Origin of the sequence: Bradyrhizobium algeriense, assembly GCF_036924595.1 — a bacterium.
GTDB lineage: Bacteria > Pseudomonadota > Alphaproteobacteria > Rhizobiales > Xanthobacteraceae > Bradyrhizobium > Bradyrhizobium algeriense.
In genome coordinates, this window is the sequence record NZ_JAZHRV010000001.1 from 3,108,581 (window position 1) to 3,131,653 (window position 23,073).

The window sequence follows — 23,073 nt, forward strand, 5'->3', positions numbered from 1 at the left end:
CGCAATTTTCGGACTTAACATGGTCGTCCTCGTCGATACCGTTTCCGTCAATCAGGTGCGCCCGCGTCACCCCGAAAAGGTGAACCGGCCGGATGCGCTGTCGCCGCCCAAACCTGACTGGATCAGGGTGCGCGCGCCGAACACCCGCGGCTATGCGGACACTAGGAAGATCGTCAAGGAGAACGGCCTCGTCACGGTGTGCGAAGAGGCCGGCTGCCCGAACATCGGCGAGTGCTGGGACAAGAAGCACGCCACCTTCATGATCATGGGGGATACCTGCACGCGAGCCTGCGCGTTCTGCAACGTCAAGACCGGGATGCCCGGCGCGCTTGACGCCGCGGAGCCGGAACACGTCGCGGAGGCCACTTTCAAGCTCGGGCTCGCCCATATCGTCATCACCTCGGTCGATCGCGACGATCTGGCCGACGGTGGCGCCGAGCATTTCGCGCAGACCATCCGCGCGATCCGCGCGCGTTGCCCGACCACGACCATCGAGATCCTGACGCCCGACTTCCTGCGCAAGGAAGGCGCGCTCGAAGTGGTCGCGGCGGCCAAGCCCGACGTGTTCAACCACAATCTGGAAACCGTCCCGGCGCGCTATCTCACGGTGCGCCCCGGCGCGCGTTATTTCCATTCGATCCGGCTGCTGCAGCGGGTCAAGGAAATCGATCCCACGATCTTCACCAAATCAGGCATCATGGTCGGCCTCGGCGAGGAGCGACACGAAGTGCTGCAGGTGATGGACGATCTGCGCTCGGCCGAGGTCGATTTCCTGACCATCGGGCAATATCTGCAGCCGACCCGCAAGCATCACGCCGTCATGCGCTACGTGACCCCGGAAGAGTTCGCGGGCTATGAGAAGGTCGCCTACACCAAGGGGTTTCTGATGGTGTCGGCGAGCCCGCTGACCCGTTCCTCGCACCATGCGGGCGAGGATTTCGCCAAGCTGCAGGCGGCGCGCCTCGCGCGAGCCCGCTAGCCTCGGATCGGACCAATGCAACGTGTTCTTGTCATGGGATCGTCGGGGTCCGGCAAGTCGACATTTGCTCGACGGCTGTCGAAGATGACAGACATTCCCTTCGTTTCGCTGGATGCGCTGTACTGGAAACCCGGCTGGGTCGCCTCCGACAAGACCGAGTTTCGCGAGCGCTTGACCGAGGTGGCACTCCAGCCGCGCTGGATCATGGACGGGAATTTCCCCTCGCATCTGGTCGAACTGCGCCGCGACGCTTGCGACACCGTGATCTGGTTCGATCTGCCGCGCAGGACCTGCATGCTCGGCATCGTGACGCGGATCGCGCGGAGCTACGGCCGCGTCAGGCCGGAGATGGGCGAGGGGTGCCCTGAGAAAATCGACTTCGAATTCCTTCGCTATGTCTGGACCTATCGCCGACAACAGCGGCCGAAACTCCTGGACTATTTTGGGGGTCTGCGCGCCGATCAATCGCTGGTCTGCTTCACCGACCGGATGCAGGCGAACGACTATCTGAACGAAATCGCGCTCAGGCAGAGCCAGGCGAGTATCCACTGATGCCGCGCTTTTCCAGCAAGCGCCGGGTTCATCACACCGCGTCGCAGATGTTCGATCTGGTTGCCGATGTCGAGCGCTATCCGGAATTCGTGCCGTTGTGCCAGTCGCTGAGGATACGTCAGCACACGCTGAGGGGGGACGGCACCGAAATCATCGTCGCCGACATGACCGTATCGTTCAAACTGGTGCGGGAAACCTTTACCAGCCGGGTGACGCTGGATCGGCCGAACCTGAAGATCATGGTCGAATATCTGAAGGGCCCGTTCAGCAACCTCGAAAACCGCTGGACGTTCGAGCCAAAGTCCGAAACCGACTGCGATGTCGGGTTCTTCCTGTCCTATGAATTCAGAAGCCGGATGCTTGCAATGCTGATGGGCACGATGTTCGACGCCGCGTTCCAGCGCTTTGCCGCCGCGTTCGAAAAGCGGGCGGATGCGGTTTACGGGAAAGGTGGGGCGGCAGGGCCGACGAAAGCCGGCTAGACGTCCCGCGAGGCCGGCCGAGCCTCCCCAGTTAAACAAATCCTCGAGCAATGAAAGACCTGAGATGACGACATTCGAACGCGTCGGCTTTATCGGCCTCGGCGGGATGGGGCGCGGCCTGGTCAAGAACCTCGTCGCCAAGGGCGTGGCGGTCACTGCCTACGACCTCAATCCTGCGGCGGTAGCGGTTGCCAGATCATTTGGTGCGACGGCGGCCGGCAATCTCCAGGAGATTCGCGATAGCTGCCGTATCATCATGATTTGCGTCAACGAAGCCGAGGATGTCGAGGCGTTGTTGATCTCCGGCGACGGATTGCTGGCCGGTCCGGCATCAGGGTTCATCATCGTGGATCACACCACCGGCAGCCCGCAGATGGTCGCGAAGCTCGACCGCATGGTGCGCGCGGCCGGCGGACGCTACGCCGAGGCGCCGATGACGCGGACCCCGAAGCACGCCGACATCGGCAAGGTCAACGTACTGTTTGGCGGCGAGCGCGACCTGCTCGACGACCTCACGCCCTATTTCGAGCTCTATGCCGAAAACATCTTCCATATCGGCCCGCTCGGGCACGCCATCCGCATAAAACTCATTCACAATTATATCGCCTTCGCCAATGTGGCGGCATGGTGCGAGGGGTTTGCGCTTGCCGCCAAGGACGGGCTCGATCTCTCGCAAGTGATCGACATCATCTCGGCCGCGGGCGCCAGGAGCGGCATGCTCGATCTCTATGGCCAGGCAACCCTCGATGGCGACTTCACCCCGCTGATGTCGCTGGCGAACGCCCGCAAGGACGTCCGATATTACGCGCGCTGGCTGGAGGAGGCGGGCCTGCCCGGGTTCATGGCGGAAGCGGTGCACCAGACCTACCGGCAGGCGGCGTTGCTCGGGCATGACGGCGAGTCCTGCACCGCCGTCATCAAGGCCTATGAGACCGTGACCGGCGTGGAGGCGCGGGTAGGGCCGAAAGACCAGCAACAAGGAAAATGACCGGCGGCATATCTGATCTTGCAGGAAAACCGGTTGCTGGTGCCGACGCCATTCTTTAAGCCGGTCCCAAATCCGTAATTCCGTAACCGAAGGATAAGGCGAATGGACGCAAATCTTCGAACCGGTGGCCATATTCTGATCGAGCAACTGGCCTTGCACGGCGCCGACACCGTGTTCGGGGTGCCCGGCGAGAGCTTCCTGGACGCCCTCGATGGCATGTACCAGAGCCAGCGCGTGCGCTTCATCAACGCCCGGCACGAAGGCGGCGCCGCCATGATGGCGGAGGCCTATGGCAAGCTGACGGGCCGCCCGGGTATCGCGTTCGCCACCCGGGGGCCCGGCGCGACCAATGCGTCGGCCGGCGTTCATGTCGCATTTCAGGATTCAACGCCCATGATCCTTTTGCTGGGTCAGGTCGGGCGCGACATGATGGAGCGCGAGGCGTTTCAGGAAATCGACTATCGCCAGATGTTCGGGCCGATGTCGAAATGGGTGGCCCAGATCGATGATGCGCGGCGGATACCGGAGTTCATCTCGCGCGCCTTCTTCACCGCGACCTCGGGCCGTCCCGGCCCGGTCGTGCTGGCGCTGCCTGAGGATATGCTCACCGATACCGCCGAAGTGCCGGATGCGCCGCCCTATACGCCGCTTCCGATCGCGCCTGACGACGGCACCCTGCGGCAGTTCCATGCGCTGCTTTCGGAGGCGAAGAAGCCGTTCGTGATCGTCGGTGGCGGCGGATGGAGCGAACAGGCGCGCCGCGATCTCGAGGCGTTTGCGTCGGCGCATGAAGTGCCTGTCGGCGTTTCGTTCCGCTGCCAGGACTATTTCGATAATTTGCATCCCTGCTATGGCGGCCATGTCGGCATCGGCCTCGACGCAAAGATTGCCGACCGGATCCGCAACAGCGATCTGGTGATTGCGCTTGGCGCGAGGCTGGGGGAGGCCACCACATCCGGCTACACGCTGTTCGATATTCCGAAGCCAAGGCAGCCGCTGGTTCACGTCTATCCCGATCCCGAAGAGATCGGCCGTGTCTATTCGCCGACGCTCGGCGTGGTCGCGAGCAGCGCGGCCTTCGCGGCGGCGGTCAAGCGGCTGGAGCCGAAGCATCGATCGCGCGCCGACTATGTCAAGACAGCGCATGCCGACTATCTCGCCTTTGCCGAGCCGACGCGCTCGCCGGGCGATGTCCAGCTCTCGCGGATCGTGCGCGGTTTGAGCGATCGCTTGCCCCATGACACCATCATCTGCAACGGCGCCGGCAATTATGCCGTCTGGGTGCACCGGTTCTGGCGCTATCGGCAATATCGTACCGAGCTCGCGCCGACCTCGGGTTCGATGGGCTACGGCCTGCCTGCGGCCGTCGCCGCCAAGCAGTTGCATCCGGAGCGCACGGTGATCGCGTTTGCCGGCGACGGCTGCTTCCAGATGACGGGGATGGAGTTCATGACGGCGGTCGAAAACCGGCTGCCGCTGATTGTGATCGTCTGCAACAACGGCATGTACGGCACCATCCGGATGCATCAGGAGCGGACCTATCCCGGCCGTGTCTCCGGCACCGATCTCGCCAACCCCGACTTCGCGGCGCTGGCGCGCGCGTGCGGTGGCTTCGGTGCGCAGGTCGAGCGCACCGAAGACTTCGCACGGGCTTTCGACGAAGCCGTGGCAAGCGGACTTCCGGCCATCATCGAGCTTTCGATCAGCCCGGAAGCATTGACGCCGGCAAGCTCGCTGAGCGAAACGCGCGCCAAGGCGTTGGCTGCGCAGCGCTGATACTGGCCTTAGGTCCGCGCCGGCCGGCGTCGCTTGACGGCGCTGCGCCGCGGCGTACGCGCCACCCGTGGGCGCAGCCGGCTCATCGTTTCGCGTCGCGGCTTGACCGGCGGCTGCGGGCCGCGCGCCAGCTCCATCAACATGCGCAGCGCTTCCACCACGGAGCGCTGGCGCACGGTACTGCGGCCAATGGCTCCAAAACGGAATTCGCGGTGGAGTATTTTTCCATCGCGCGAGGCGACCGCGAAATGGACCAGGCCGACCGGCTTGCCCGGCGTGGCGCCGCCGGGGCCGGCAATACCGGTAATGGATACCGCGAGATCGACGCCGGCTTTTTCCAGGGCGCCGATCGCCATCGCGGTTGCGGTTTCCTTGCTGACGGCGCCGAAGGTCGCAAGCGTCGTGGCCTTGACGCCGAGCATCGCGCGCTTGGCGTCGTTGGAATAGGTGACGAAACCGCGGTCGATCACATCTGACGAGCCGGGAATGTCGGTGAGCGCGCCGGCGACCAGGCCACCGGTACAGGATTCCGCCGTCGCAATCGTCAGCTTGCGCATCCGGCACAGATCGAGCAGCGAGCGGGAGAGGGCGCGCGCGTCGCTGCCGCTCATGCTACTCGCCCCAGGGCAGACGGATGGTGGCGCTCGCGGTGGCGGCGATGCCTTCCTCGCGGCCGGTAAAGCCGAGCCGTTCGCTGGTCGTTGCCTTCACCGCAACGCGTGAGATGTTCAGACCTGTGATCTCGGCGATGCGGGCGCGCATGGTATCGCGCAGCGGCCCGATCTTCGGGCGTTCACAAATTATCGTGACTTCGAGATTGGCGATCCGGCCGCCGCGCGCGGTGACGCGGTCGACGGCATATTTGAGGAATTTGTCGGACGCGGCACCCTTCCACTGCGGATCGGTGGGCGGAAAGTGCGAACCGATATCGCCGTCCGCCAGCGCGCCGAGGATGGCGTCAACCAGGGCGTGCAGGCCGACATCGCCGTCGGAATGGGCGAGGAAACCGCGGGTGTGCGGCACGCGGACACCGCAAAGCATGAGATGATCCCCATCGCCAAAGGCGTGTACGTCGTAGCCGGTACCGGTCCTGATGTCGCCGAGCTGGGCGGCGAGGCGGGCTTCCTCGCGGATGAAATCTTCAGGCGTCGTCAGTTTCATGTTCGCAGGATCGCCTTCAAAGGTTGCTACCGTCAATCCCGCCCATTCGGCGAGCGCCGCATCGTCGGTGAAATCGCTGCGGCCGTCGCGCGCCGCGCGGCGATGCGCATCGAGAATCACATCGAAGCGAAACGCCTGTGGTGTCTGCGCGATTCGCAGCCGTGCACGTTCGGGCGTGGCCTCGACATTGCCGGTATCGCTGACTTGCTTGATCGTGTCTGTGACCGGGATCGCAGGGACCGCCGCGCCGGTGCGGCCGGCGGCATCGATCGCGCGCGAAATCACGGCAGGCGTTACGAAGGGCCGTGCGGCATCGTGGATCAGGATGATATCGGGCCTCTCGGCCGCGAGCGCCTCGAGCCCAGCATGCACCGAGGCTTGACGTGTCGCGCCACCATTGGTGGGCGGCTGGTGGCGTAGTCCCGCGACGGCCGCGTTGAAGATCGCGGCGTCATCGGGATTCACCACCGGCTGTACGGCAAAGACGTCCGGATGCCGGCAGAACGCCTCCATCGCGCGGAAGATCACCGTCTGTCCGCCGATCTCGCGATATTGCTTCGGTCCCCCGGCGCCGGCGCGAAGCCCGCGTCCGGCGGCAACGAGGATGGCTGCGGTACGCTCAGGTCTGGGCATCTGGACTCAAATACGAACGATTCAGGGTTGAGGAGGGGCTTCAGGCCGCGCTGGCGCACAGCCCTTACCATGCCGAATACGGAAAACAGAGTGATTCGCATCACCTGTGGGAAAAGCGGTTTTTGTTGCAGTGCACTTGCACAAATGATAGATCTGTCTAAAGTGTAGGCAAGAAGCTTGACTGCCCAAGATTTGTGCTCACAATATGCGCCGACGGTTGCAATGACGCCGCCGCCCCAACCATGAGAACGCCGTGACCGGCCCGGAAAGTTCACGTACTAAGCCGTTGAAAATAGGCGAGATTGCTATCGCCAACCGGGTTCTCCTGGCGCCGATGTCCGGCGTCACTGATGCTCCCTTTCGACGCCTTGCCGCCACCCTCGGCGCCGGACTGGTCGTCTCAGAGATGACCGCCAGCGACGAACTCGTGCACGGCAGGCCGATGTCGCTTCTGCGCTGCGAGACAGCCGGCGTCGGAGCGCACGTCGTTCAGCTCGCGGGTTGCGAGGCGCATTGGATGGCGGAGGGCGCACGGATTGCGGAAGCGGCCGGCGCCGACATCATCGATATCAATATGGGCTGTCCGGCACGTCATGTCACCGGTGGTCAATCCGGTTCGGCGCTAATGCGCGATCTCGATCATGCGCTCACGCTGATCGAAGCCACGATCGCGGCGGTGAAAGTTCCGGTGACGCTGAAGATGCGGCTCGGCTGGGACGATCGCTCGCTCAACGCGTCCGAACTGGCGCGCCGTGCAGAAGGCGCCGGCGTGCAGATGATTACCGTGCATGGGCGCACGCGTTGTCAGTTCTACAAGGGCACAGCCGATTGGGCCGCCGTGCGCGCGGTCAGGGACGCGGTCTCCGTGCCGCTCGTCGTCAACGGCGACATCACTTCATTCGAGAAGGCGGTTCAGGCGCTGGAAGTGTCAGGGGCGGACGCCGTGATGATCGGGCGCGGCGCGCAGGGCCAGCCGTGGCTGCCCGGGCAGATCGGCCGCCGGCTCGAAACCGGACAGGCGGAGACCGCACCATCGCTCGCCGAACAACTCGCGCATGTGCGCGCGCTCTACGACGAGGTCTGCAGCCATTACGGGCTGCGCATCGGGCTCAAGCACGCGCGCAAGCATCTCGGCTGGGCGTTGGAGATCGCGGCGCAGTGCAGTCGCGCGCCCGCGGAGACGCTGAAGGGCTGGCGGCAAAAGATTCTGACGTCCGAGGATCCGCACCGGGTGCACCGATCGTTGCAGGACGCGTTCGACGATTTCGCATGGAGTGCTGCTGCATGAGTTCAGTCGCAGAACACCGCCGCGCCGTGCCCACCGACAGTGAGGCCATCCTCAACGCGCTGCCGAACCCGGTGCTGCTGGTGGCGCCCGACGGCCGCATCGTCGACGCCAATATCGCCGCCGAATCCTTCTTCGAGATTTCGACGCAATTTTTGCGGCGACAGTCGCTGAAGGAGTTGGTGCCGTTCGGCAGTCCGCTGCTGGCGTTGATCGACCAGGTGCGCTCGAGCGGCTCGCCCGTCAACGAATACAAGGTCGATCTCGGTACGCCCCGCATCGGCGGCGATCGCCAGGTCGACCTCCACGTCGCCCCGCTCACCGAACGGCCCGGCCACATCGTCGTGATGCTGCAGGAGCGCACCATCGCCGACAAGATGGACCGGCAGTTGACCCACCGGAGCGCGGCGCGCTCGGTGATCGCGCTGGCCGCGATGCTGGCGCATGAAATCAAGAACCCGCTGTCGGGTATCCGCGGCGCGGCGCAATTGCTGGAGCAGGCGGCCTCATCCGAAGACCGCATGCTGACGCGGCTGATCTGCGACGAGGCCGACCGCATCGTCACCCTGGTCGATCGCATGGAAGTGTTCGGCGACGACCGTCCGGTGGCGCGCGGGCCGGTCAACATCCACTCGGTGCTCGACCACGTCAAGCGGCTGGCGCAGTCCGGCTTCGCCCGCAACATCCGCTTTATCGAGGACTACGATCCGTCACTGCCTCCGGTGCTGGCCAATCAGGATCAGCTCATTCAGGTGTTCCTCAATCTCGTGAAGAACGCCGCTGAAGCGGTGGCCGATCTCGGCTCGGACGCAGAAATCCAGCTCACCACCGCGTTCCGTCCCGGCGTCCGCCTGTCGGTGCCGGGCAAGAAATCGCGGGTGTCGCTGCCGCTCGAATTCTGCGTTAAGGACAACGGTTCCGGCGTGCCGGAAGACCTGCTGCCGAACCTGTTCGATCCCTTCGTGACGACAAAGCAAACCGGCAGCGGGCTCGGCCTGGCGCTGGTTGCCAAGATCGTCGGCGATCACGGCGGCATCATCGAATGCGAATCGCAGCCGCGGAAGACCACGTTCCGCGTGCTGATGCCGATGTTCAATCCCACCAAACAGTTCGACCAAAGCAACCGCGACGGCGTTCCGGGTACGCTGCCGCCTGCCTCACAGGACGCAAGATGAGGAATAACGATGCCCGCAGGTAGCATTCTCGTTGCCGATGACGACACCGCCATCCGCACGGTTCTGAACCAGGCGCTTTCGCGCGCCGGATATGAAGTTCGTTTGACCGGGAACGCCGCGACGCTGTGGCGCTGGGTAAGCCAGGGCGAGGGCGATCTCGTCATCACCGATGTGGTGATGCCCGACGAGAACGCGTTCGATCTCTTGCCACGTATCAAGAAGATGCGGCCGAACTTGCCGGTCATCGTCATGAGCGCGCAAAATACCTTCATGACGGCGATCCGGGCCTCGGAACGCGGCGCCTATGAATATCTGCCGAAACCGTTCGACCTGAAGGAGCTCATCACCATCGTCGGCCGTGCACTGGCCGAGCCGAAGGAGCGGGTGGCGAGCGCGGCGGACGATTCCGAATTCGATTCGATCCCCTTGGTTGGCCGCTCGCCGGCGATGCAGGAAATCTACCGGGTGCTGGCGCGGTTGATGCAGACCGACCTCACGGTGATGATCTCCGGCGAGTCCGGCACCGGCAAGGAACTGGTCGCCCGCGCGCTGCATGACTACGGCAAGCGTCGCAACGGCCCGTTCGTCGCCGTCAACATGGCGGCGATCCCGCGCGACCTGATCGAATCCGAATTGTTCGGCCATGAGCGCGGCGCGTTTACCGGGGCCAATACCCGCGCGTCGGGCCGGTTCGAGCAGGCCGAAGGCGGCACGCTGTTTCTCGACGAAATCGGTGACATGCCGATGGAGGCGCAGACGCGGTTGCTGCGGGTGCTGCAGCAGGGCGAATACACCACGGTCGGCGGGCGCACCCCGATCAAGACCGACGTCCGGATCGTGGCGGCGAGCAACAAGGATTTGCGCATCCTGATCCAGCAGGGCCTGTTCCGGGAGGATTTGTTCTTCCGCCTCAACGTCGTGCCGCTGCGCCTGCCGCCGTTGCGGGAGCGGATCGAGGATCTGCCCGATCTCATCAGGCATTTCTTTTCGCTCGCCGAAAAGGACGGTTTGCCGCCGAAGAAGCTCGATACGCTGGCGCTGGAACGCCTCAAGCAGCACCGCTGGCCCGGCAACGTGCGCGAGCTTGAAAACCTCGCCCGCCGGCTGGCGGCGCTTTATCCGCAGGACGTCATCACGGCCTCGGTCATCGACGGCGAGCTGGCGCCGCCGGCGGTCACCTCGGGCGGCAATGCCCCGATGGGCGTGGAGAACCTCGGCGGCGCGGTCGAGGCCTACCTGTCCTCGCACTTCTCCGGCTTCCCGAACGGCGTGCCGCCGCCGGGCCTCTACCACCGCATCCTCAAGGAGATCGAGGTGCCGCTGCTCACCGCGGCGCTGGCGGCCACCCGCGGCAACCAGATCCGCGCAGCCGACCTGCTCGGCCTCAACCGAAATACGCTACGGAAGAAGATCAGGGATCTCGACATTCAGGTCTACCGGAGCGGCGGCTAGGGCTTGCACTCGCTTCCCTTCGCAATAAGACGGGGTGGCGCGGCTGGGGATCGATCGCTTTAGCGGTCCGACGGTCGCGGAATTGTCGCAATTCGGCAACATTGTGATATGAATGCATCAGTCCGCGAATGGCGGGCACTAGCCCTTTCCGATCACCGATTGCCGGAATGACCACCGCAGAAACGACCTCGGCACCACCATTCGACCCGTCGCATACCGAATCCGGAGGGGGAATCCTGCGGAAGTGGGTGGCGCCGTTTGCGGTCGCGATCGCGCTGCTGTCGGCATTTCTGACCTTCATGGTCTTGAGCGGCCTGACGCCGATCGAGCCGACCCGCCATGTCGTCTATTCGTTCCTGCTGATCAATGCGGCGACCATCCTGCTGCTGGTCGGCATCATCGTCCGCGAAGTCTGGCTGGTGATTCAGGCGCGGCGGCGGGGCCGGGCGGCGGCACGGCTGCACGTCCAGATCGTCAGCCTGTTCTCCATCATCGCCGTGCTGCCGGCGGTCGTGGTTGCCATTGTCGCCAATGTCACCCTCGATCGTGGTCTCGACAGGCTGTTTTCCGGGCCAACGCGAGCGGCGATCGAGAACTCCCTGAGCATCGCCCATGCCTATGTCAATGAGCACGCCTTTTTGATCAATAGCGACATTCTGGGGATGGCCAACGATCTTTCCAATGCGCGGCCGCTTTTCGATCAGGACCGGCAGTCATTTTTCGAGCTGCTGACGAACAACGCTGCCGTACGCAATTTGCCGGGCGCGATGCTGATCGACAAGGATCGCAACGTTCTGGTGACGGCGCAAACCGGCATCAATCAGCAATTCGCGACGCCGCCGCAGGAATTCCTCAACGATGTCGGCGAAAGCAAGCCGGAGATTGCGGTATTCCCGGAAGAAAACTACGTGGCAGCAGTAATTCGCCTCCGCGGCTTCACTGACACTTTTCTTTATGTTGCCCGTCTGCTCGACCCACGGGTGGTCAGTCAGCTCAAGCAAACGCAGGCCAGCGTCGCCGAATATGCCCAGATCGAAGCCCAACGGCTCGGCATCCAGGTCACCTTCGCGCTGATGTTTGCCGTGATCGCACTCACTATTTTGATGGCGTCCATCTTGCTCGGGCTGAATTTCGCCAACTGGCTGGTGTCGCCGATCCGCAATCTGATGAGCGCGGCCAATATCGTTTCGACCGGCGATCTGCACGTCCAGGTGCCGGTGCACAAGTCCGAAGGCGACCTCGCGCAACTCGGCGAGACCTTCAACAAGATGACGGCTGAATTGCGCACCCAGCGCGACGAACTGGTCAGCGCATCGGACCTGATCGACAGCCGCCGGCGATTCATCGAGGCGGTGCTGTCGTCGGCCAGCGCCGGCATCATCGGCGTCGACGCCTCCGGCAGCGTCGGCATCCTGAACCGTTCGGCCGAGAAACTCATCGGCCATGCTGAGTCCGAGACGCTGGACCATCCGCTGTCGGACGTGCTGCCCGAGCTCGACGACATGATGAAGACCGCGCGCGAGGGCACGCAGCGCCTGGTGCAGGGCCAGATCACGATCACGCGCGACGGCCACGAGCGCAATTTGTCGGTCCGCGTCAGCGCCGAGCAGACCAGCCAGTCACGCGACAGCTACATCATCACGCTCGACGACATCACGGAGCTCGTCTCCGCGCAGCGGACATCGGCGTGGGGCGACGTTGCGCGCCGCATCGCCCACGAAATCAAGAATCCGCTGACGCCGATCCAGCTTTCGGCCGAGCGAATTCGCCGTAAATTCGGCAAGGTCATCACCGAAGACAAGGGCATCTTCGAGCAATGTACCGACACCATCGTGCGGCAGGTCGACGACATCAGGCGGATGGTTGATGAATTCTCTCGCTTCGCGCGGATGCCAAAGCCGGTCATGGAAGGCGAGGACGTCGCCGATACCGTGCGCCAGGCAGTATTCCTGATGAAGGTCGGTCATCCCGATCTCGATATCGAAGCCGATATCAAGCAGGATCCAATGCGCGCGCAGTTCGACCGCCGGCTGATCTCGCAGGCGCTCACCAACATCATCAAGAACGCGACGGAGGCGATCGAGCAGGTGCCGCCGGAAGAACTCGGCAAGGGACGTATCGACGTCATTGCCGCGCGCGAAAACGACGACATCGTGATCGACGTGATCGACAATGGTATCGGCCTGCCGAAAGTGAGCCGTGCGCGGTTGCTGGAGCCCTATGTGACGACGCGCCAAAAGGGCACCGGGCTCGGGCTCGCCATCGTCGGCCGCGTGCTGGAAGACCATGGCGGCCGCATCGAACTCAAGGATGCCTCCGATTTCCGGTCCGGGCAGCGCGGCGCCTGGATGCGGCTGCGGTTCGCCGTCACGGGCCATGCGCCGAAGGCGGAAGCGAAGCAGCCGTCGCCGGAGGCAAAGCCACAGGCTGAAGAAACAAAAGCGCCGTCAGGCGGAACCAACGGGACGGCAACCGCGACCAATGATGAAACAAAAACCGAAGCCGCGACAGGCAACTGACAAGACAGGTGTAACCCATGGCCAGTGACATTCTGATTGTCGACGACGAAGCCGATATTCGTGACCTCGTTGCAGGCATCCTGGAGGATGAAGGCTTCAATACCCGTACCGCGCGCGACAGCGATTCGGCGCTGGGCGAGATCGCCAACCGCCGCCCGCATCTGGTGTTCCTCGACATCTGGCTGCAGGGCTCCAAGCTCGACGGCCTGCAATTGCTCGAGCAGGTCAAGAAGGATCATGCCGACGTTCCCGTGGTGATGATCTCCGGCCACGGCAACATCGAGACCGCGGTGGCTGCGATCAAGCGCGGCGCCTACGACTTCATCGAAAAGCCGTTCAAGTCCGACCGGCTGATCCTGGTGGCGACGCGGGCGCTGGAAACCTCGCGCCTCAAGCGCGAGGTGAAGGAACTCAAGCAACTGGCTCCCACCGCCAGCGTTCTCACCGGACGCTCTGCCTGCATGAACCAGCTGCGCCAGACCATCGACCGGGCGGCCAAGGCCAACAGCCGCATCCTGATCGTCGGCCCCTCCGGTTCGGGCAAGGAGCTGGCCGCGCGCACGCTGCACAACGCCTCGAGCCGCTCTGAAGGACCGTTCGTGGTGATCAATGCCGCGGCGATCACGCCGGAGCGGATGGAAGTCGAATTGTTCGGCATCGAGCAGTCGAACGGCGAGCAGGCGCGCAAGCCGGGCGCGCTGGAGGAAGCCCACGGCGGCACGCTGTTCATCGACGAAATCGCCGACATGCCGCGCGAGACCCAGAACAAGATCCTGCGCGTGCTGGTCGATCAGACCTTTCAGCGCTCGGGCGGCACCGCCAAGATTCATGTCGACGTCCGCATCATCTCCTCGACGGCGCGCAACCTGGAGGAAGAGATCGCGGAAGGGCGCTTCCGCGAGGATCTCTACCACCGGCTGTCGGTGGTGCCGATCCGCGTCCCCCCGCTGTCGGAGCGGCGCGAGGACATCCCGGAACTGATCGACTATTTCATGGACCAGATATCGGCGGCGACCGGTTTGCCGAAGCGGCAGATCGGCCAGGACGCCATGGCGGTATTGCAGTCGCATGTCTGGCCCGGCAACGTCCGCCAGCTCCGCAACAATGTCGAGCGCGTCATGATTCTGGCCGGCGGCGGCCCTGAAGCGATCATCACGGCCGACATGCTGCCTCAGGATGTGGGTTCGATGGTGCCGGCGATGCCGACCAGCAACAATGGCGAGCACATCATGGGGCTGCCGCTGCGCGAGGCGCGGGAAGTGTTCGAGCGCGACTATCTAATCGCGCAGATCAGCCGGTTCTCGGGCAACATTTCGCGCACCGCCGAATTCGTCGGCATGGAGCGTTCGGCGCTCCACCGCAAGCTCAAGGCGCTTGGGGTTGGCTGAGACTTGTGAATCGCTTGTTCGTTACCTGCCGGAACCTGAGGCTCGTTTCGCTTGCTTTGAGCCGATCCATGCACTTGCTTTGGAATATTTATCTCTTTCCGCACTTTTACGGAGAATGGCCACTGGGTTCCTGCTAGGTGGAACGCGAACCGGCTTGCCTTAAAACCGCGCGTACCCTCTAATCGTCCTGCCGAGCCGACCGGAGGGGGATCTCAGGGGAAGCCGGCGAGTCGGGGCAGGCTCCGTGAGAGAGCAACAACCGGCTTAACAAAAAAGAAGCACGAGACGGCGGGACAAAAAAAATGGCGGCAGACCGCGCACAAAATCTACAAGACACCTTCCTAAACCACGTTCGTAAAACAAAGACGCCACTAACGATCTTTCTGGTCAACGGAGTGAAGCTGCAGGGGATTGTTACCTGGTTTGACAACTTCTGCTTGCTGCTTCGGCGCGACGGTCATTCGCAGCTTGTCTACAAGCATGCGATCTCGACCATCATGCCGGGGGCACCGATTCAGTTGTTCGAAGGTGGTGAGGATGCTCCGGCTTGAGAGTGAACTGATTGGAACCCCTCAACCGTGAAGGGATCGCCGACCGTCCGCGGTCGGCGGAGGGTAAGCAAAGCGGGCGGGTGATCGTCATCGGCCCTTATCTGCGAATGCGCCGCGGCGACGCCGATGCGCAGACGAACGATGTCGTGCGCGATTCCGAGGCCCGGCTCGAGGAAGCGACGGGTCTTGCGCGCGCCATCGACCTCACGATCGCCGATACCCTGATCGCGCCAATCAGCCAGATCCGGCCTGCGACCTATCTCGGCAAGGGCAAGGTCGAGGAGATCACCGGCCTCATCGCGGGCCACGACATCGAACTCGTGGTGATGGATTGTGCGCTGTCGCCGATCCAGCAGCGCAATCTCGAGAAGGCGTGGAACAGCAAGGTTCTCGACCGTACCGGCCTGATCCTGGAAATCTTCGGCCGCCGCGCCAAGACCAAGGAAGGCGCGCTGCAGGTCGAGCTTGCGCATCTGAATTACCAACGCAGCCGGCTGGTGCGCTCCTGGACCCATCTGGAACGCCAGCGTGGCGGTTTCGGATTCATGGGCGGCCCCGGCGAAACCCAGATCGAAGCCGACCGCCGCCTGATCGGCGATCGCATCGCACGGTTGGAAAATGAACTGAAGAAAGTGCAGGCGACGCGGCGGCTGCATCGCGCCGGCCGGCAGCGCGTGCCGTATCGCGTCGTGGCGCTGGTCGGCTATACCAACGCCGGCAAGTCGACGCTGTTCAACCGGCTCACGCGCGCCGACGTGCAGGCGGCCGACATGCTGTTTGCGACGCTTGACCCCACCTTGCGCGCGCTGAGCCTGCCGCATGGCGGCAAGGCGATGTTGTCAGATACCGTCGGATTCATTTCCAACCTGCCGACACAACTCGTCGCGGCGTTTCGCGCCACGCTGGAAGAGGTGCTGGAGGCCGATATCATTCTGCACGTCCGCGACATCTCGCACGAAGACGCGGAGGCGCAGGAGCGTGACGTCGACGCCGTGCTGCGCCAGCTCGGCATCGACCCCGACTCTGGCGCCCGCATCCTCGAAGTCTGGAACAAGATCGATCGCTTTGATCCCGAGGAGCGCGAGAACCTGCGCAACATCGCATCACGACGTCCGCCGGAGCGGCCGTGTTTCCTGGTGTCCGCCGTATCAGGCGAGGGCGTGAACGAGCTGTTGACCGCGATCGAGGATCGGCTGGCGGCGACACGCACGACGCTCGATCTCTCGATCGATGCTTCCGACGGCGCCGGCATCAGCTGGCTGCACCGCAATGCCGAAGTGCTCAACAAGGAGCTCCACGACGGGCGCTTCGACATGACCGTGCGCGTCGACGAGACCAAACGCGACATCGTGGTATCGCGGTTCGATGCCGTGCCGCATTCGGCCCCATAGCAGTTGTCGTCCCCGCCTAGTGCGCAATTGCGCACGGGAGCGGGGACCCATAGCCACAGGCTGTAGTATGCGCGATACTAGCCGCGTGCCTTATCGTGAGATTCCGCGGTGTGGGTCCCGGCTCGCGCTTCGCTTGGCCGGGACGACGACAGGGATTGCTCCGCGCCCTTCGCCTCGTTCCACAGCGCGTCCATTTCTTCCAGCGTCGCGTCCTCGAGTGAGCGTCCTCTCGCGGAGAGCGCACGCTCGATATAGGCAAAGCGGCGTTCGAATTTGGCGTTGGTGCCGCGCAGTGCGCTTTCCGGATCGGCGCCAACATGGCGCGCCAGATTGACCAGCGCGAACAGGAGATCGCCGGTCTCGGCGGCGAGTTCGTCCGCATCGCCGTTGTCGAGCGCGGCCTCGATCTCGTCGGCCTCTTCGCGGATCTTGCTGAGCACCGCGCGAGGATCGTTCCAATCGAAGCCGACGGTCGACGCCTTGCGCTGCAATTCCATCGCCCGCGTCAAGGCGGGCTGGCCGGCCTTGACGCCCGATAGCAGCGATTTATGCGCCGTCTCCTCCGGCGGCCGCCGTGCCGCGCGCTCGGCCTTTTCCTCGGCCTTGATGCGTTCCCAGGCGCTTTTGACGCCGGCGGTGGCGATATTGCCGTCCTTGTCGGCGAACACATGCGGATGGCGACGGATCAACTTCGTTGTGATCGCCTCGACCACTTCGCCGAAGGCAAAGGCGTTTTGCTCTTCCGCCATGCGGGCGTGATAGACGACCTGCAGCAGGAGATCGCCCAGTTCCTCGCGGAGATCATCGAAGTCGCCGCGGGTGATCGCGTCGGCCACCTCATAGGCTTCCTCGATGGTGTAGGGCGCGATCGTCGCAAAATTCTGCTCGAGGTCCCATGGACAGCCCGTTACCGGCGTGCGCAGCGCCGCCATGATCTCAATGAGGCGGGAAATATCGCGGGAAGGGGTCATGGGATTTCCGTCGCTTGGGAGAACGAGCCGCTTTATGCCGCAAGCGGCGCGGCGATCCCAGCGGAACGAGCCGAAATAGGCGCGATTTTCCACCGATTGGCCGCAAGCCCCGGCCGGTAGCCGCACAACCCATGCCCTAGAGCATTATCGGTTCTGATTAAATCAGAACCGAACCTCTAGATTCTTGTTTTGACGCGTTTTCTTCACGCGAACCGGCACCCACTTCGCTCGAAAACGCTATAGTTTGACGATCTGGTGAACGGTCAGGTTACAGTCGTTCTGATGTCCACGAGCGAAGGCTTGCTCGACGGCTCCGGCACCGCCGATGGTTGCTGATGCGTCTCGACGCGGTTGCGCCCGGCTTGTTTTGCACGATAGAGCGCAGCGTCAGCCTCAGTCAGCCAACCCTCGATCGACTTGTTCTCGGGCTCCGAGAAAGACGCTACCCCGGCGCTGATGGTCACGATCCCGTTTGCAGGGTTGCCATCGTGCGGGATCGCTATTTCCTGGATGGCTTGACGGAAGCGATTGGCCGCGACAAGCCCCGCCTCGAGATCTTGTTCGGGCAACAGGATCAGGAATTCTTCGCCACCATAACGATAGATTTGGTCGCCATTCCGGCACGTGCTCAACAGCGTCCGTGCCACAAGCTGGAGTACCCTGTCGCCGGCAAGATGGCCTTCATTGTCGTTGTAAGCTTTGAAGTAATCGACGTCGCACATGATCGCGCAGTAGCTGCGCCCATAGCGCTCCAGCTGCGCGTAAATCGCATCGAGGTCTTCGTTCAGCTTGAGGCGGCTGCCCAGCCCGGTCAGCGAGTCCGTGCGCGACTGGTCGAAAAGCCGACGATTGAGCTGCTCGAGCTCCGCCGCCTGCCGGAATAACTGCCGGTGAAGCGCCGTAACCCGCGAGGCGACATGCAGGCGAAGCTTCAACTCCCCGGCATCGAGGGGTTTGAAGAGGTAGTCGTCCGCGCCGGCCTCCATGCCACTTATGACATCAGCCCTTTCGTCGAAGATCGTCAGGAAGATGAAATAGGTGTAGGTGTCCTTGTTGCTCGCCCGGACCCGGCGACACAGTTCAATGCCGTCCATTCCCGGCATGCTGCGATCGCTGATGACAACGTCCACGTCGACCGTCTCAAAAAGTCGCCATGCCTCCTCACCACTGATCGCCTTGATGCACTCATGGCCCAACGATGTTACGGCGGCCTCGATGATCAGCCGTGATGCAGTGTCATCTTCGGCGACGAGGATGCGCATGGCTCATGCCTTTACAATTTCGGACCGCAGCGCACTGCTGACCGTATTGAACTGCCGCTCAAGATCCGCGACCAGCTGCGGTGCGACACCGGTATCACCGCTTCGGCCAAGCGTTTCCAGTTCGGCGCAGGTCCGGACCATTCCATGAGCGCCCAGATTGGCAAGGCTTCCCTTCAGCTTGTGGGCGAGCCTGGTCAGATGCACCGCATCGCCCAGTTGGGCCGAATTCCGCATCTCGGCCAACTGGTGCGGGGTTTCCTCAAGGAAGCAATCTACCAGTGCTTCGACCAGGCCGGGCGAGCCGGCTCTCTCAAGCGAGCGCAGTCCGTCGAGCACGGCGCGATCAACCACGTCGTCGGATTGCGGCTCCGCCGCGAGAGGCGGGGATTCGACCGCTGCAAACGTCGGCAACGATCGGTCGAGAGCAGCGGCAAGCTCGGAAGGCTTGAGCGGTTTGGTGATGTGGTCGTCCATTCCGGCGGACAGACTCTTGGCGCGCGCGTCCTTCATGACATCAGCCGTGAGCGCGATGATTGGCGTACGCCGACCGGTTCCTTCGCGCAGTCGGATCGCCCGGGCGGCCTCGTAGCCATCCATCTCCGGCATCTGGCAGTCCATCAGAATCGCGGCGTAGGGGATCCGGCCGACAGCTTCAACAGCTTCGAGGCCGTTGGCCACGACATCGGCGCGAAAGCCGAGGGATGCGAGAATACCAATGGCCACCTTCTGGTTCACGATATTGTCCTCGGCGACCAGAATACGCGCATCTCGTTGCGGCGCGTTTTGCCCACGAGGATCCGGGATTTCGACCCGCAGAAATTCCTTCCTGACACTATCCGGCTCTGCCATCACGTCGGCCAGGCAATCATAGAGCGCGGATTGCCGCGCCGGCTTGGTGAGGCATGCGTCGAACAGGCCTTCACGGTTCGGCTGGGAACCGGCGTGGCTGATCGACGTCAGCAGGATCAACCGCGTACCGGCAATGGCAGGATCAGCCTTGATGGCACGGCCGAGGGCGGGTCCATCCATGCCCGGCATCTGCATATCGACAATCGCCACGTCATACGGCTCGGCGCGAGCGACCGCGGCGCGCAGCATTTCCAGCGCGCGAATACCGGATTCGGCGCTGCCATTGCGCATTTTCCAGCCGACGATGTGCTCATGCAGGATCGCTCGATTGACCGCATTGTCGTCGACAGCAAGTACGCGCAACCCCCGGAGGTCCATGCGCCGCCGCTGGACTGGCTTCGACGAACGGTCAAGCGGCACCGTGAACCAGAACGTGCTGCCTTTTCCTAGCCCGCTTTCCACGCCGATCTCGCCGCCCATCAGACCTACCAGCCGCGCGCAAATGGCCAGACCGAGCCCGGTCCCGCCATATTTCCGGGTCGTCGAAAGGTCGGCTTGCGTAAACGCATCGAAGAGATGGGACTGTTGTTCCGCAGAGATACCGATCCCTGTGTCGCGAACCTCGAAACGAACCTTCAGGCGATCGTCGCTCTCCGCATCCAACCTGGCGCGCAACACCACCTCGCCGCGTTCCGTGAATTTGACCGCGTTGCCGGCCAGGTTTGTAAGAATTTGGCGCAAACGGAACGGATCGCCACGCAACGTCGTCGGCAGGTCGTGATCGATCAAACTCGCCAGTTCCAATCCCTTGGAGGCGGCATTGACTGCCACCATCCCGGTGACGCCCTCCACGACGTCGTACAGATCGAATTCGATGACTTCGAGTTCTATCTTCCCGGCCTCGATCTTCGAAAAATCGAGAACGTCGTTGATCACCCCGAGCAGGGCTTCTCCCGATTGGCGCGCCATCTCCGCGTAGGCGCGCTGCCGCGGATCGAGTTCGGTGTCCAGCAGCAGTCCGGTCATGCCAATCACGCCATTGAGCGGCGTCCGGATCTCGTGACTCATCGAACTCAGAAACTCGGACTTGGCGAGACTAGCCTGTTCCGCCTCGCGGGCCTTTTCGGCCAACATGGCCTCGGCGCGCTTCTGCTCGGTGATATCATCGTGAGTCGCAACCCAGCCGCCGTTCGACATCGTCGTTCGTCGAATAAGGATCACACGACCGTCCGCGAGCGTGAATGTCTCGGAGGCCAATGTCGGCATTCTCTGGGTATGTTCTTCGACGGACAGGTCGCTTTTTTCACCGTTTGCGACGTGACATTGCAGAAGTTGGGCCAGCGGCGTGCCGGGCTCGACCTGCTTTTCAGTCAGATTATACATCTGCCGGAAGCGATCGTTTGAGATCACCAGCCGCTTGTCCGCACTGAACATGCAAATGCCTTGCGAAATATTGGCGATGGCAGCATCGAACTGCATGTTTGCCCGCTTCAGTTCCGTCGATTGCTGCTGCAGGGAAGCCGCCATGCTGTTGAAGGTGTTTGCCAACTCGCCCAACTCGCCCTTTGCCTGAACGTGCGAGCGGTGATCGGCGTTTCCTTCCCCGACAATGGCGGCATCGCGCTGCAGTTGCCGTATCGGACGGACTATTCCCGATGAAAGCAGCCAGGCCAGCAGGTACGCCAACGCCACCGCCAATGCGGTCGAGATAAACGCCCATTGTGAGTGCTTGAATACGTTGGAGATTTGCACAGGGGGCAAGCCGACCGTCACGACCCAGGGAACGGTACGCGCCCTGGTGGTTGCTGTTACGCGCGTGACGCCATCGAGCCAGGCCAACTCTTCGCCTGCCTCGCCGGAACCGAGATGACGAGCCACGATCGGGTCGTTGCTCACGTTGCGGCCCGTCCATTCAGGACGATCCGTGCGGCCGATCACGATGCCGTTCTCGTTGAGAATCCTCACGGCACTTCCAGGCGGCAGCTTTGCGGAATCCACGATCTCGTTGATGCGCGCCAGTCTCATGCCCGTGACGATGACGGCCAGTATCGAGCCGGCGTCGTCAAGAACCGGACGCGCCTCAGCGGCAACCCACTCGGAGTTCAGCCGGCTTACGAGCGGCTCGCTTATCGTGAGCTTTCCTTCGCGCGCCGGTTTGAAATAGCTTCGCCCGATTCCGGAAAGCTTGCTTCGATCCTCCACAGGCCACTGCGACGTTCCGATGTTGTTGCCTGCCAGGTCGAACAGCAGAATGTTGTTCAAATAGGACGGCAGGTCGGCCTTTACCTTGGAAAGAATCACGTCGTTCTTTTCGGCATCCGCCGGATTGATGGAAATCATTTTGCCGATAACGAGCAGCAAGGTATTCACGTCGTTGACGTGGTCATCGACGCGCGCCGCTGCCGTGTGCGCCGCGTTAATCGCAGCGGTCCGGGTGTTCGCAAAATCTTCGTTGAACCGTTCCCAAAGAAAAACGGCCGCCAGAAGCAACAGCGGCAGAATGGCGGCCGTGACGAGAGCCAGCAGGCGCGTTCGGATACGTCCACTCATTGGGGATGCCGCCTTCCGCGCCCTGTTGCTGCCGGGGCCAACCGGCGGCTCGACGCGCATTGAATGGGCTAGGCGGCCGTTCGCGGCCCAATAGGGTGCAATTAAATTTACTAGCCGCTCGGCAGAAGCCGCCTCTGGCAGCAATATTGAACCGCCATGTAGTTAATAAAGCGTAACGATTTTGAGTGCCTGAGGCTGTGGCGGATATGATGGAACAGACTGTCACAACGATTGGCGGGAGTATCTCGCGGTGGTAAGTGCACCCCATGACCGATCAATCCCAGTCTGAAACCGCGCTGGTGCTGTTTTCCGGGGGGCAGGATTCCACCACCTGCCTTGCCTGGGCGCTGCAGCGCTTCGCCCGCGTCGAAATGCTCGGCTTCAGCTACGGTCAGCGCCATGCGATCGAGCTGGAATGCCGCGACCGCCTGCTGGCAGGCATCAAATCGTTGCGGCCGGATTGGGCGGCAAAACTCGGCGACAGCCACACGTTGGAAATCCCGACACTGGCCGAGATTTCCGATACCGCGCTGACCCGCGACGTCGCGATCGAAATGGGCGCGGATGGCCTGCCGAACACCTTCGTGCCGGGCCGCAACCTGGTGTTTCTGACCTTCGCGGCGGCGCTGGCGTACCGGCGCGGCATCCGCCACATCATCGGCGGCATGTGCGAGACTGACTATTCCGGCTATCCGGATTGCCGCGACGAGACCATCAAGGCGCTGCAGTCGGCGCTCAATCTTGGCATGGCGAAGAACTTTGAGCTGCATACGCCGCTGATGTGGCTCGACAAGGCTTCGACCTGGAAACTCGCGAACGAACTCGGCGGGGCAGGGCTGGTCGACCTGATCCGCGAGCACTCACACACCTGTTACCTCGGCGAACGCGGCGCGCAGCACGATTGGGGCTATGGCTGCGGCGAATGCCCGGCCTGCGCGCTGCGGGCGAAGGGCTGGCGGGAATATGCGGGGACGTAGCGTGCCGCACACTGCCGTTGTCGTCGCCCGCCTTGTGCGCAATTGCGCACTGGGGCGGGCGATCCAGTATCCCGGAGACCTGCGTGTGAGCCGATAAGCCGCATCGTACTGGATACCCGCCTCCGCGGGTAT

18 protein-coding genes are annotated in these 23,073 nt (G+C 63.0%); 13 read left to right on the forward strand and 5 right to left on the reverse strand.

Annotated features, from left to right (window positions below):
* Window positions 1–19: 19 nt before the first annotated feature.
* From lipA to V1286_RS15400, 5 genes are all read left to right on the forward strand, one after another.
* The gene (lipA, locus tag V1286_RS15380; protein ID WP_334480726.1) at window positions 20–979 is read left to right on the forward strand and encodes a lipoyl synthase; all 960 of its coding nucleotides are present in this window, start codon (window positions 20–22) and stop codon (window positions 977–979) included.
* 15 nt (window positions 980–994) lie between these two features.
* Window positions 995–1,531, forward strand: coding sequence for a P-loop NTPase family protein (locus tag V1286_RS15385; RefSeq protein ID WP_334480729.1), 537 nt, complete (start codon window positions 995–997; stop codon window positions 1,529–1,531).
* Window positions 1,531–2,013: a type II toxin-antitoxin system RatA family toxin gene (locus V1286_RS15390; RefSeq protein ID WP_334480730.1), complete on the forward strand. Its 483-nt coding sequence runs from the start codon at window positions 1,531–1,533 to the stop codon at window positions 2,011–2,013. Before V1286_RS15385 ends, V1286_RS15390 begins: the two co-directional genes overlap by 1 nt.
* Window positions 2,014–2,077: 64 nt before the next feature.
* Window positions 2,078–3,001, forward strand: a complete 924-nt coding sequence (locus V1286_RS15395; protein ID WP_334480731.1) for an NAD(P)-dependent oxidoreductase — start codon at window positions 2,078–2,080, stop codon at window positions 2,999–3,001.
* Between the two features lie 102 nt (window positions 3,002–3,103).
* The gene (locus V1286_RS15400; RefSeq protein ID WP_334480732.1) at window positions 3,104–4,777 is read left to right on the forward strand and encodes a thiamine pyrophosphate-binding protein; all 1,674 of its coding nucleotides are present in this window, start codon (window positions 3,104–3,106) and stop codon (window positions 4,775–4,777) included.
* A gap of 8 nt (window positions 4,778–4,785) precedes the next feature.
* Here V1286_RS15400 and V1286_RS15405 read toward each other — a convergent pair whose 3' ends face one another.
* A complete protein-coding gene (locus tag V1286_RS15405) occupies window positions 4,786–5,388 on the reverse strand; it encodes a CinA family protein (RefSeq protein ID WP_334480733.1) in 603 nt (200 codons plus the stop codon).
* A 1-nt stretch (window position 5,389) separates the two neighbouring features.
* Entirely contained in the window at window positions 5,390–6,571 is a 1,182-nt protein-coding gene (locus V1286_RS15410; protein ID WP_334480735.1) for a bifunctional 2-C-methyl-D-erythritol 4-phosphate cytidylyltransferase/2-C-methyl-D-erythritol 2,4-cyclodiphosphate synthase, read from the reverse strand.
* A gap of 286 nt (window positions 6,572–6,857) precedes the next feature.
* Between V1286_RS15410 and dusB the strand changes: the two genes are divergently transcribed.
* The 7 genes from dusB to hflX all read left to right on the forward strand — a co-directional run bounded on the left by dusB (window position 6,858) and on the right by hflX (window position 16,332).
* Window positions 6,858–7,859: a tRNA dihydrouridine synthase DusB gene (gene dusB / locus V1286_RS15415; RefSeq protein ID WP_334489686.1), complete on the forward strand. Its 1,002-nt coding sequence runs from the start codon at window positions 6,858–6,860 to the stop codon at window positions 7,857–7,859.
* Window positions 7,856–9,031: a two-component system sensor histidine kinase NtrB gene (locus V1286_RS15420; protein ID WP_108519394.1), complete on the forward strand. Its 1,176-nt coding sequence runs from the start codon at window positions 7,856–7,858 to the stop codon at window positions 9,029–9,031. The genes dusB and V1286_RS15420 overlap by 4 nt, the downstream gene beginning before the upstream one ends.
* A gap of 9 nt (window positions 9,032–9,040) precedes the next feature.
* Window positions 9,041–10,483, forward strand: coding sequence for a nitrogen regulation protein NR(I) (gene ntrC, locus V1286_RS15425; RefSeq protein WP_212422545.1), 1,443 nt, complete (start codon window positions 9,041–9,043; stop codon window positions 10,481–10,483).
* A gap of 167 nt (window positions 10,484–10,650) precedes the next feature.
* Window positions 10,651–13,002 (forward strand): sensor histidine kinase NtrY-like, encoded by a 2,352-nt coding sequence (locus V1286_RS15430; RefSeq protein WP_334480738.1) that lies wholly within the window; start codon window positions 10,651–10,653, stop codon window positions 13,000–13,002.
* A gap of 17 nt (window positions 13,003–13,019) precedes the next feature.
* The gene (ntrX, locus tag V1286_RS15435; RefSeq protein ID WP_334480739.1) at window positions 13,020–14,390 is read left to right on the forward strand and encodes a nitrogen assimilation response regulator NtrX; all 1,371 of its coding nucleotides are present in this window, start codon (window positions 13,020–13,022) and stop codon (window positions 14,388–14,390) included.
* Window positions 14,391–14,692: 302 nt separating this feature from the next.
* Entirely contained in the window at window positions 14,693–14,941 is a 249-nt protein-coding gene (hfq, locus tag V1286_RS15440; RefSeq protein WP_006020546.1) for an RNA chaperone Hfq, read from the forward strand.
* Between the two features lie 11 nt (window positions 14,942–14,952).
* The gene (hflX, locus tag V1286_RS15445) at window positions 14,953–16,332 is read left to right on the forward strand and encodes a GTPase HflX (RefSeq protein WP_334480741.1); all 1,380 of its coding nucleotides are present in this window, start codon (window positions 14,953–14,955) and stop codon (window positions 16,330–16,332) included.
* A 77-nt stretch (window positions 16,333–16,409) separates the two neighbouring features.
* Here the strand turns inward: hflX and mazG are convergent, their stop codons facing one another.
* The 3 genes from mazG to V1286_RS15460 all read right to left on the reverse strand — a co-directional run bounded on the left by mazG (window position 16,410) and on the right by V1286_RS15460 (window position 21,964).
* Complete coding sequence (gene mazG, locus V1286_RS15450) at window positions 16,410–17,303, reverse strand: nucleoside triphosphate pyrophosphohydrolase (protein WP_334480743.1); 894 nt, start codon at window positions 17,301–17,303, stop codon at window positions 16,410–16,412.
* A gap of 263 nt (window positions 17,304–17,566) precedes the next feature.
* Entirely contained in the window at window positions 17,567–18,565 is a 999-nt protein-coding gene (locus V1286_RS15455) for a GGDEF domain-containing response regulator (protein WP_334480744.1), read from the reverse strand.
* A gap of 3 nt (window positions 18,566–18,568) precedes the next feature.
* Window positions 18,569–21,964, reverse strand: a complete 3,396-nt coding sequence (locus V1286_RS15460; RefSeq protein WP_334480746.1) for a response regulator — start codon at window positions 21,962–21,964, stop codon at window positions 18,569–18,571.
* A 266-nt stretch (window positions 21,965–22,230) separates the two neighbouring features.
* Here V1286_RS15460 and queC point away from each other — a divergent pair, with 266 nt between their 5' ends.
* On the forward strand, window positions 22,231–22,941 hold the full coding sequence (gene queC, locus V1286_RS15465; RefSeq protein WP_334480748.1) for a 7-cyano-7-deazaguanine synthase QueC: 711 nt from the start codon (window positions 22,231–22,233) through the stop codon (window positions 22,939–22,941).
* The last annotated feature ends 132 nt before the right edge of the window (window positions 22,942–23,073 follow it).

Coding starts and splice junctions, on each gene's coding strand:
- V1286_RS15390 (WP_334480730.1), top strand. CDS start 1,531: ATGCCGCGCTTTTCCAGCAAGCGCCGGGTTCATCACACCGCGTCGCAG.
- V1286_RS15400 (WP_334480732.1), top strand. CDS start 3,104: ATGGACGCAAATCTTCGAACCGGTGGCCATATTCTGATCGAGCAACTG.
- ntrC (WP_212422545.1), top strand. CDS start 9,041: ATGCCCGCAGGTAGCATTCTCGTTGCCGATGACGACACCGCCATCCGC.
- V1286_RS15430 (WP_334480738.1), top strand. CDS start 10,651: ATGACCACCGCAGAAACGACCTCGGCACCACCATTCGACCCGTCGCAT.
- V1286_RS15410 (WP_334480735.1), bottom strand. CDS start 6,571: ATGCCCAGACCTGAGCGTACCGCAGCCATCCTCGTTGCCGCCGGACGC.
- V1286_RS15405 (WP_334480733.1), bottom strand. CDS start 5,388: ATGAGCGGCAGCGACGCGCGCGCCCTCTCCCGCTCGCTGCTCGATCTG.
- hfq (WP_006020546.1), top strand. CDS start 14,693: ATGGCGGCAGACCGCGCACAAAATCTACAAGACACCTTCCTAAACCAC.
- V1286_RS15385 (WP_334480729.1), top strand. CDS start 995: ATGCAACGTGTTCTTGTCATGGGATCGTCGGGGTCCGGCAAGTCGACA.
- V1286_RS15395 (WP_334480731.1), top strand. CDS start 2,078: ATGACGACATTCGAACGCGTCGGCTTTATCGGCCTCGGCGGGATGGGG.
- queC (WP_334480748.1), top strand. CDS start 22,231: ATGACCGATCAATCCCAGTCTGAAACCGCGCTGGTGCTGTTTTCCGGG.
- V1286_RS15455 (WP_334480744.1), bottom strand. CDS start 18,565: ATGCGCATCCTCGTCGCCGAAGATGACACTGCATCACGGCTGATCATC.
- lipA (WP_334480726.1), top strand. CDS start 20: ATGGTCGTCCTCGTCGATACCGTTTCCGTCAATCAGGTGCGCCCGCGT.
- mazG (WP_334480743.1), bottom strand. CDS start 17,303: ATGACCCCTTCCCGCGATATTTCCCGCCTCATTGAGATCATGGCGGCG.
- V1286_RS15460 (WP_334480746.1), bottom strand. CDS start 21,964: ATGAGTGGACGTATCCGAACGCGCCTGCTGGCTCTCGTCACGGCCGCC.
- ntrX (WP_334480739.1), top strand. CDS start 13,020: ATGGCCAGTGACATTCTGATTGTCGACGACGAAGCCGATATTCGTGAC.
- V1286_RS15420 (WP_108519394.1), top strand. CDS start 7,856: ATGAGTTCAGTCGCAGAACACCGCCGCGCCGTGCCCACCGACAGTGAG.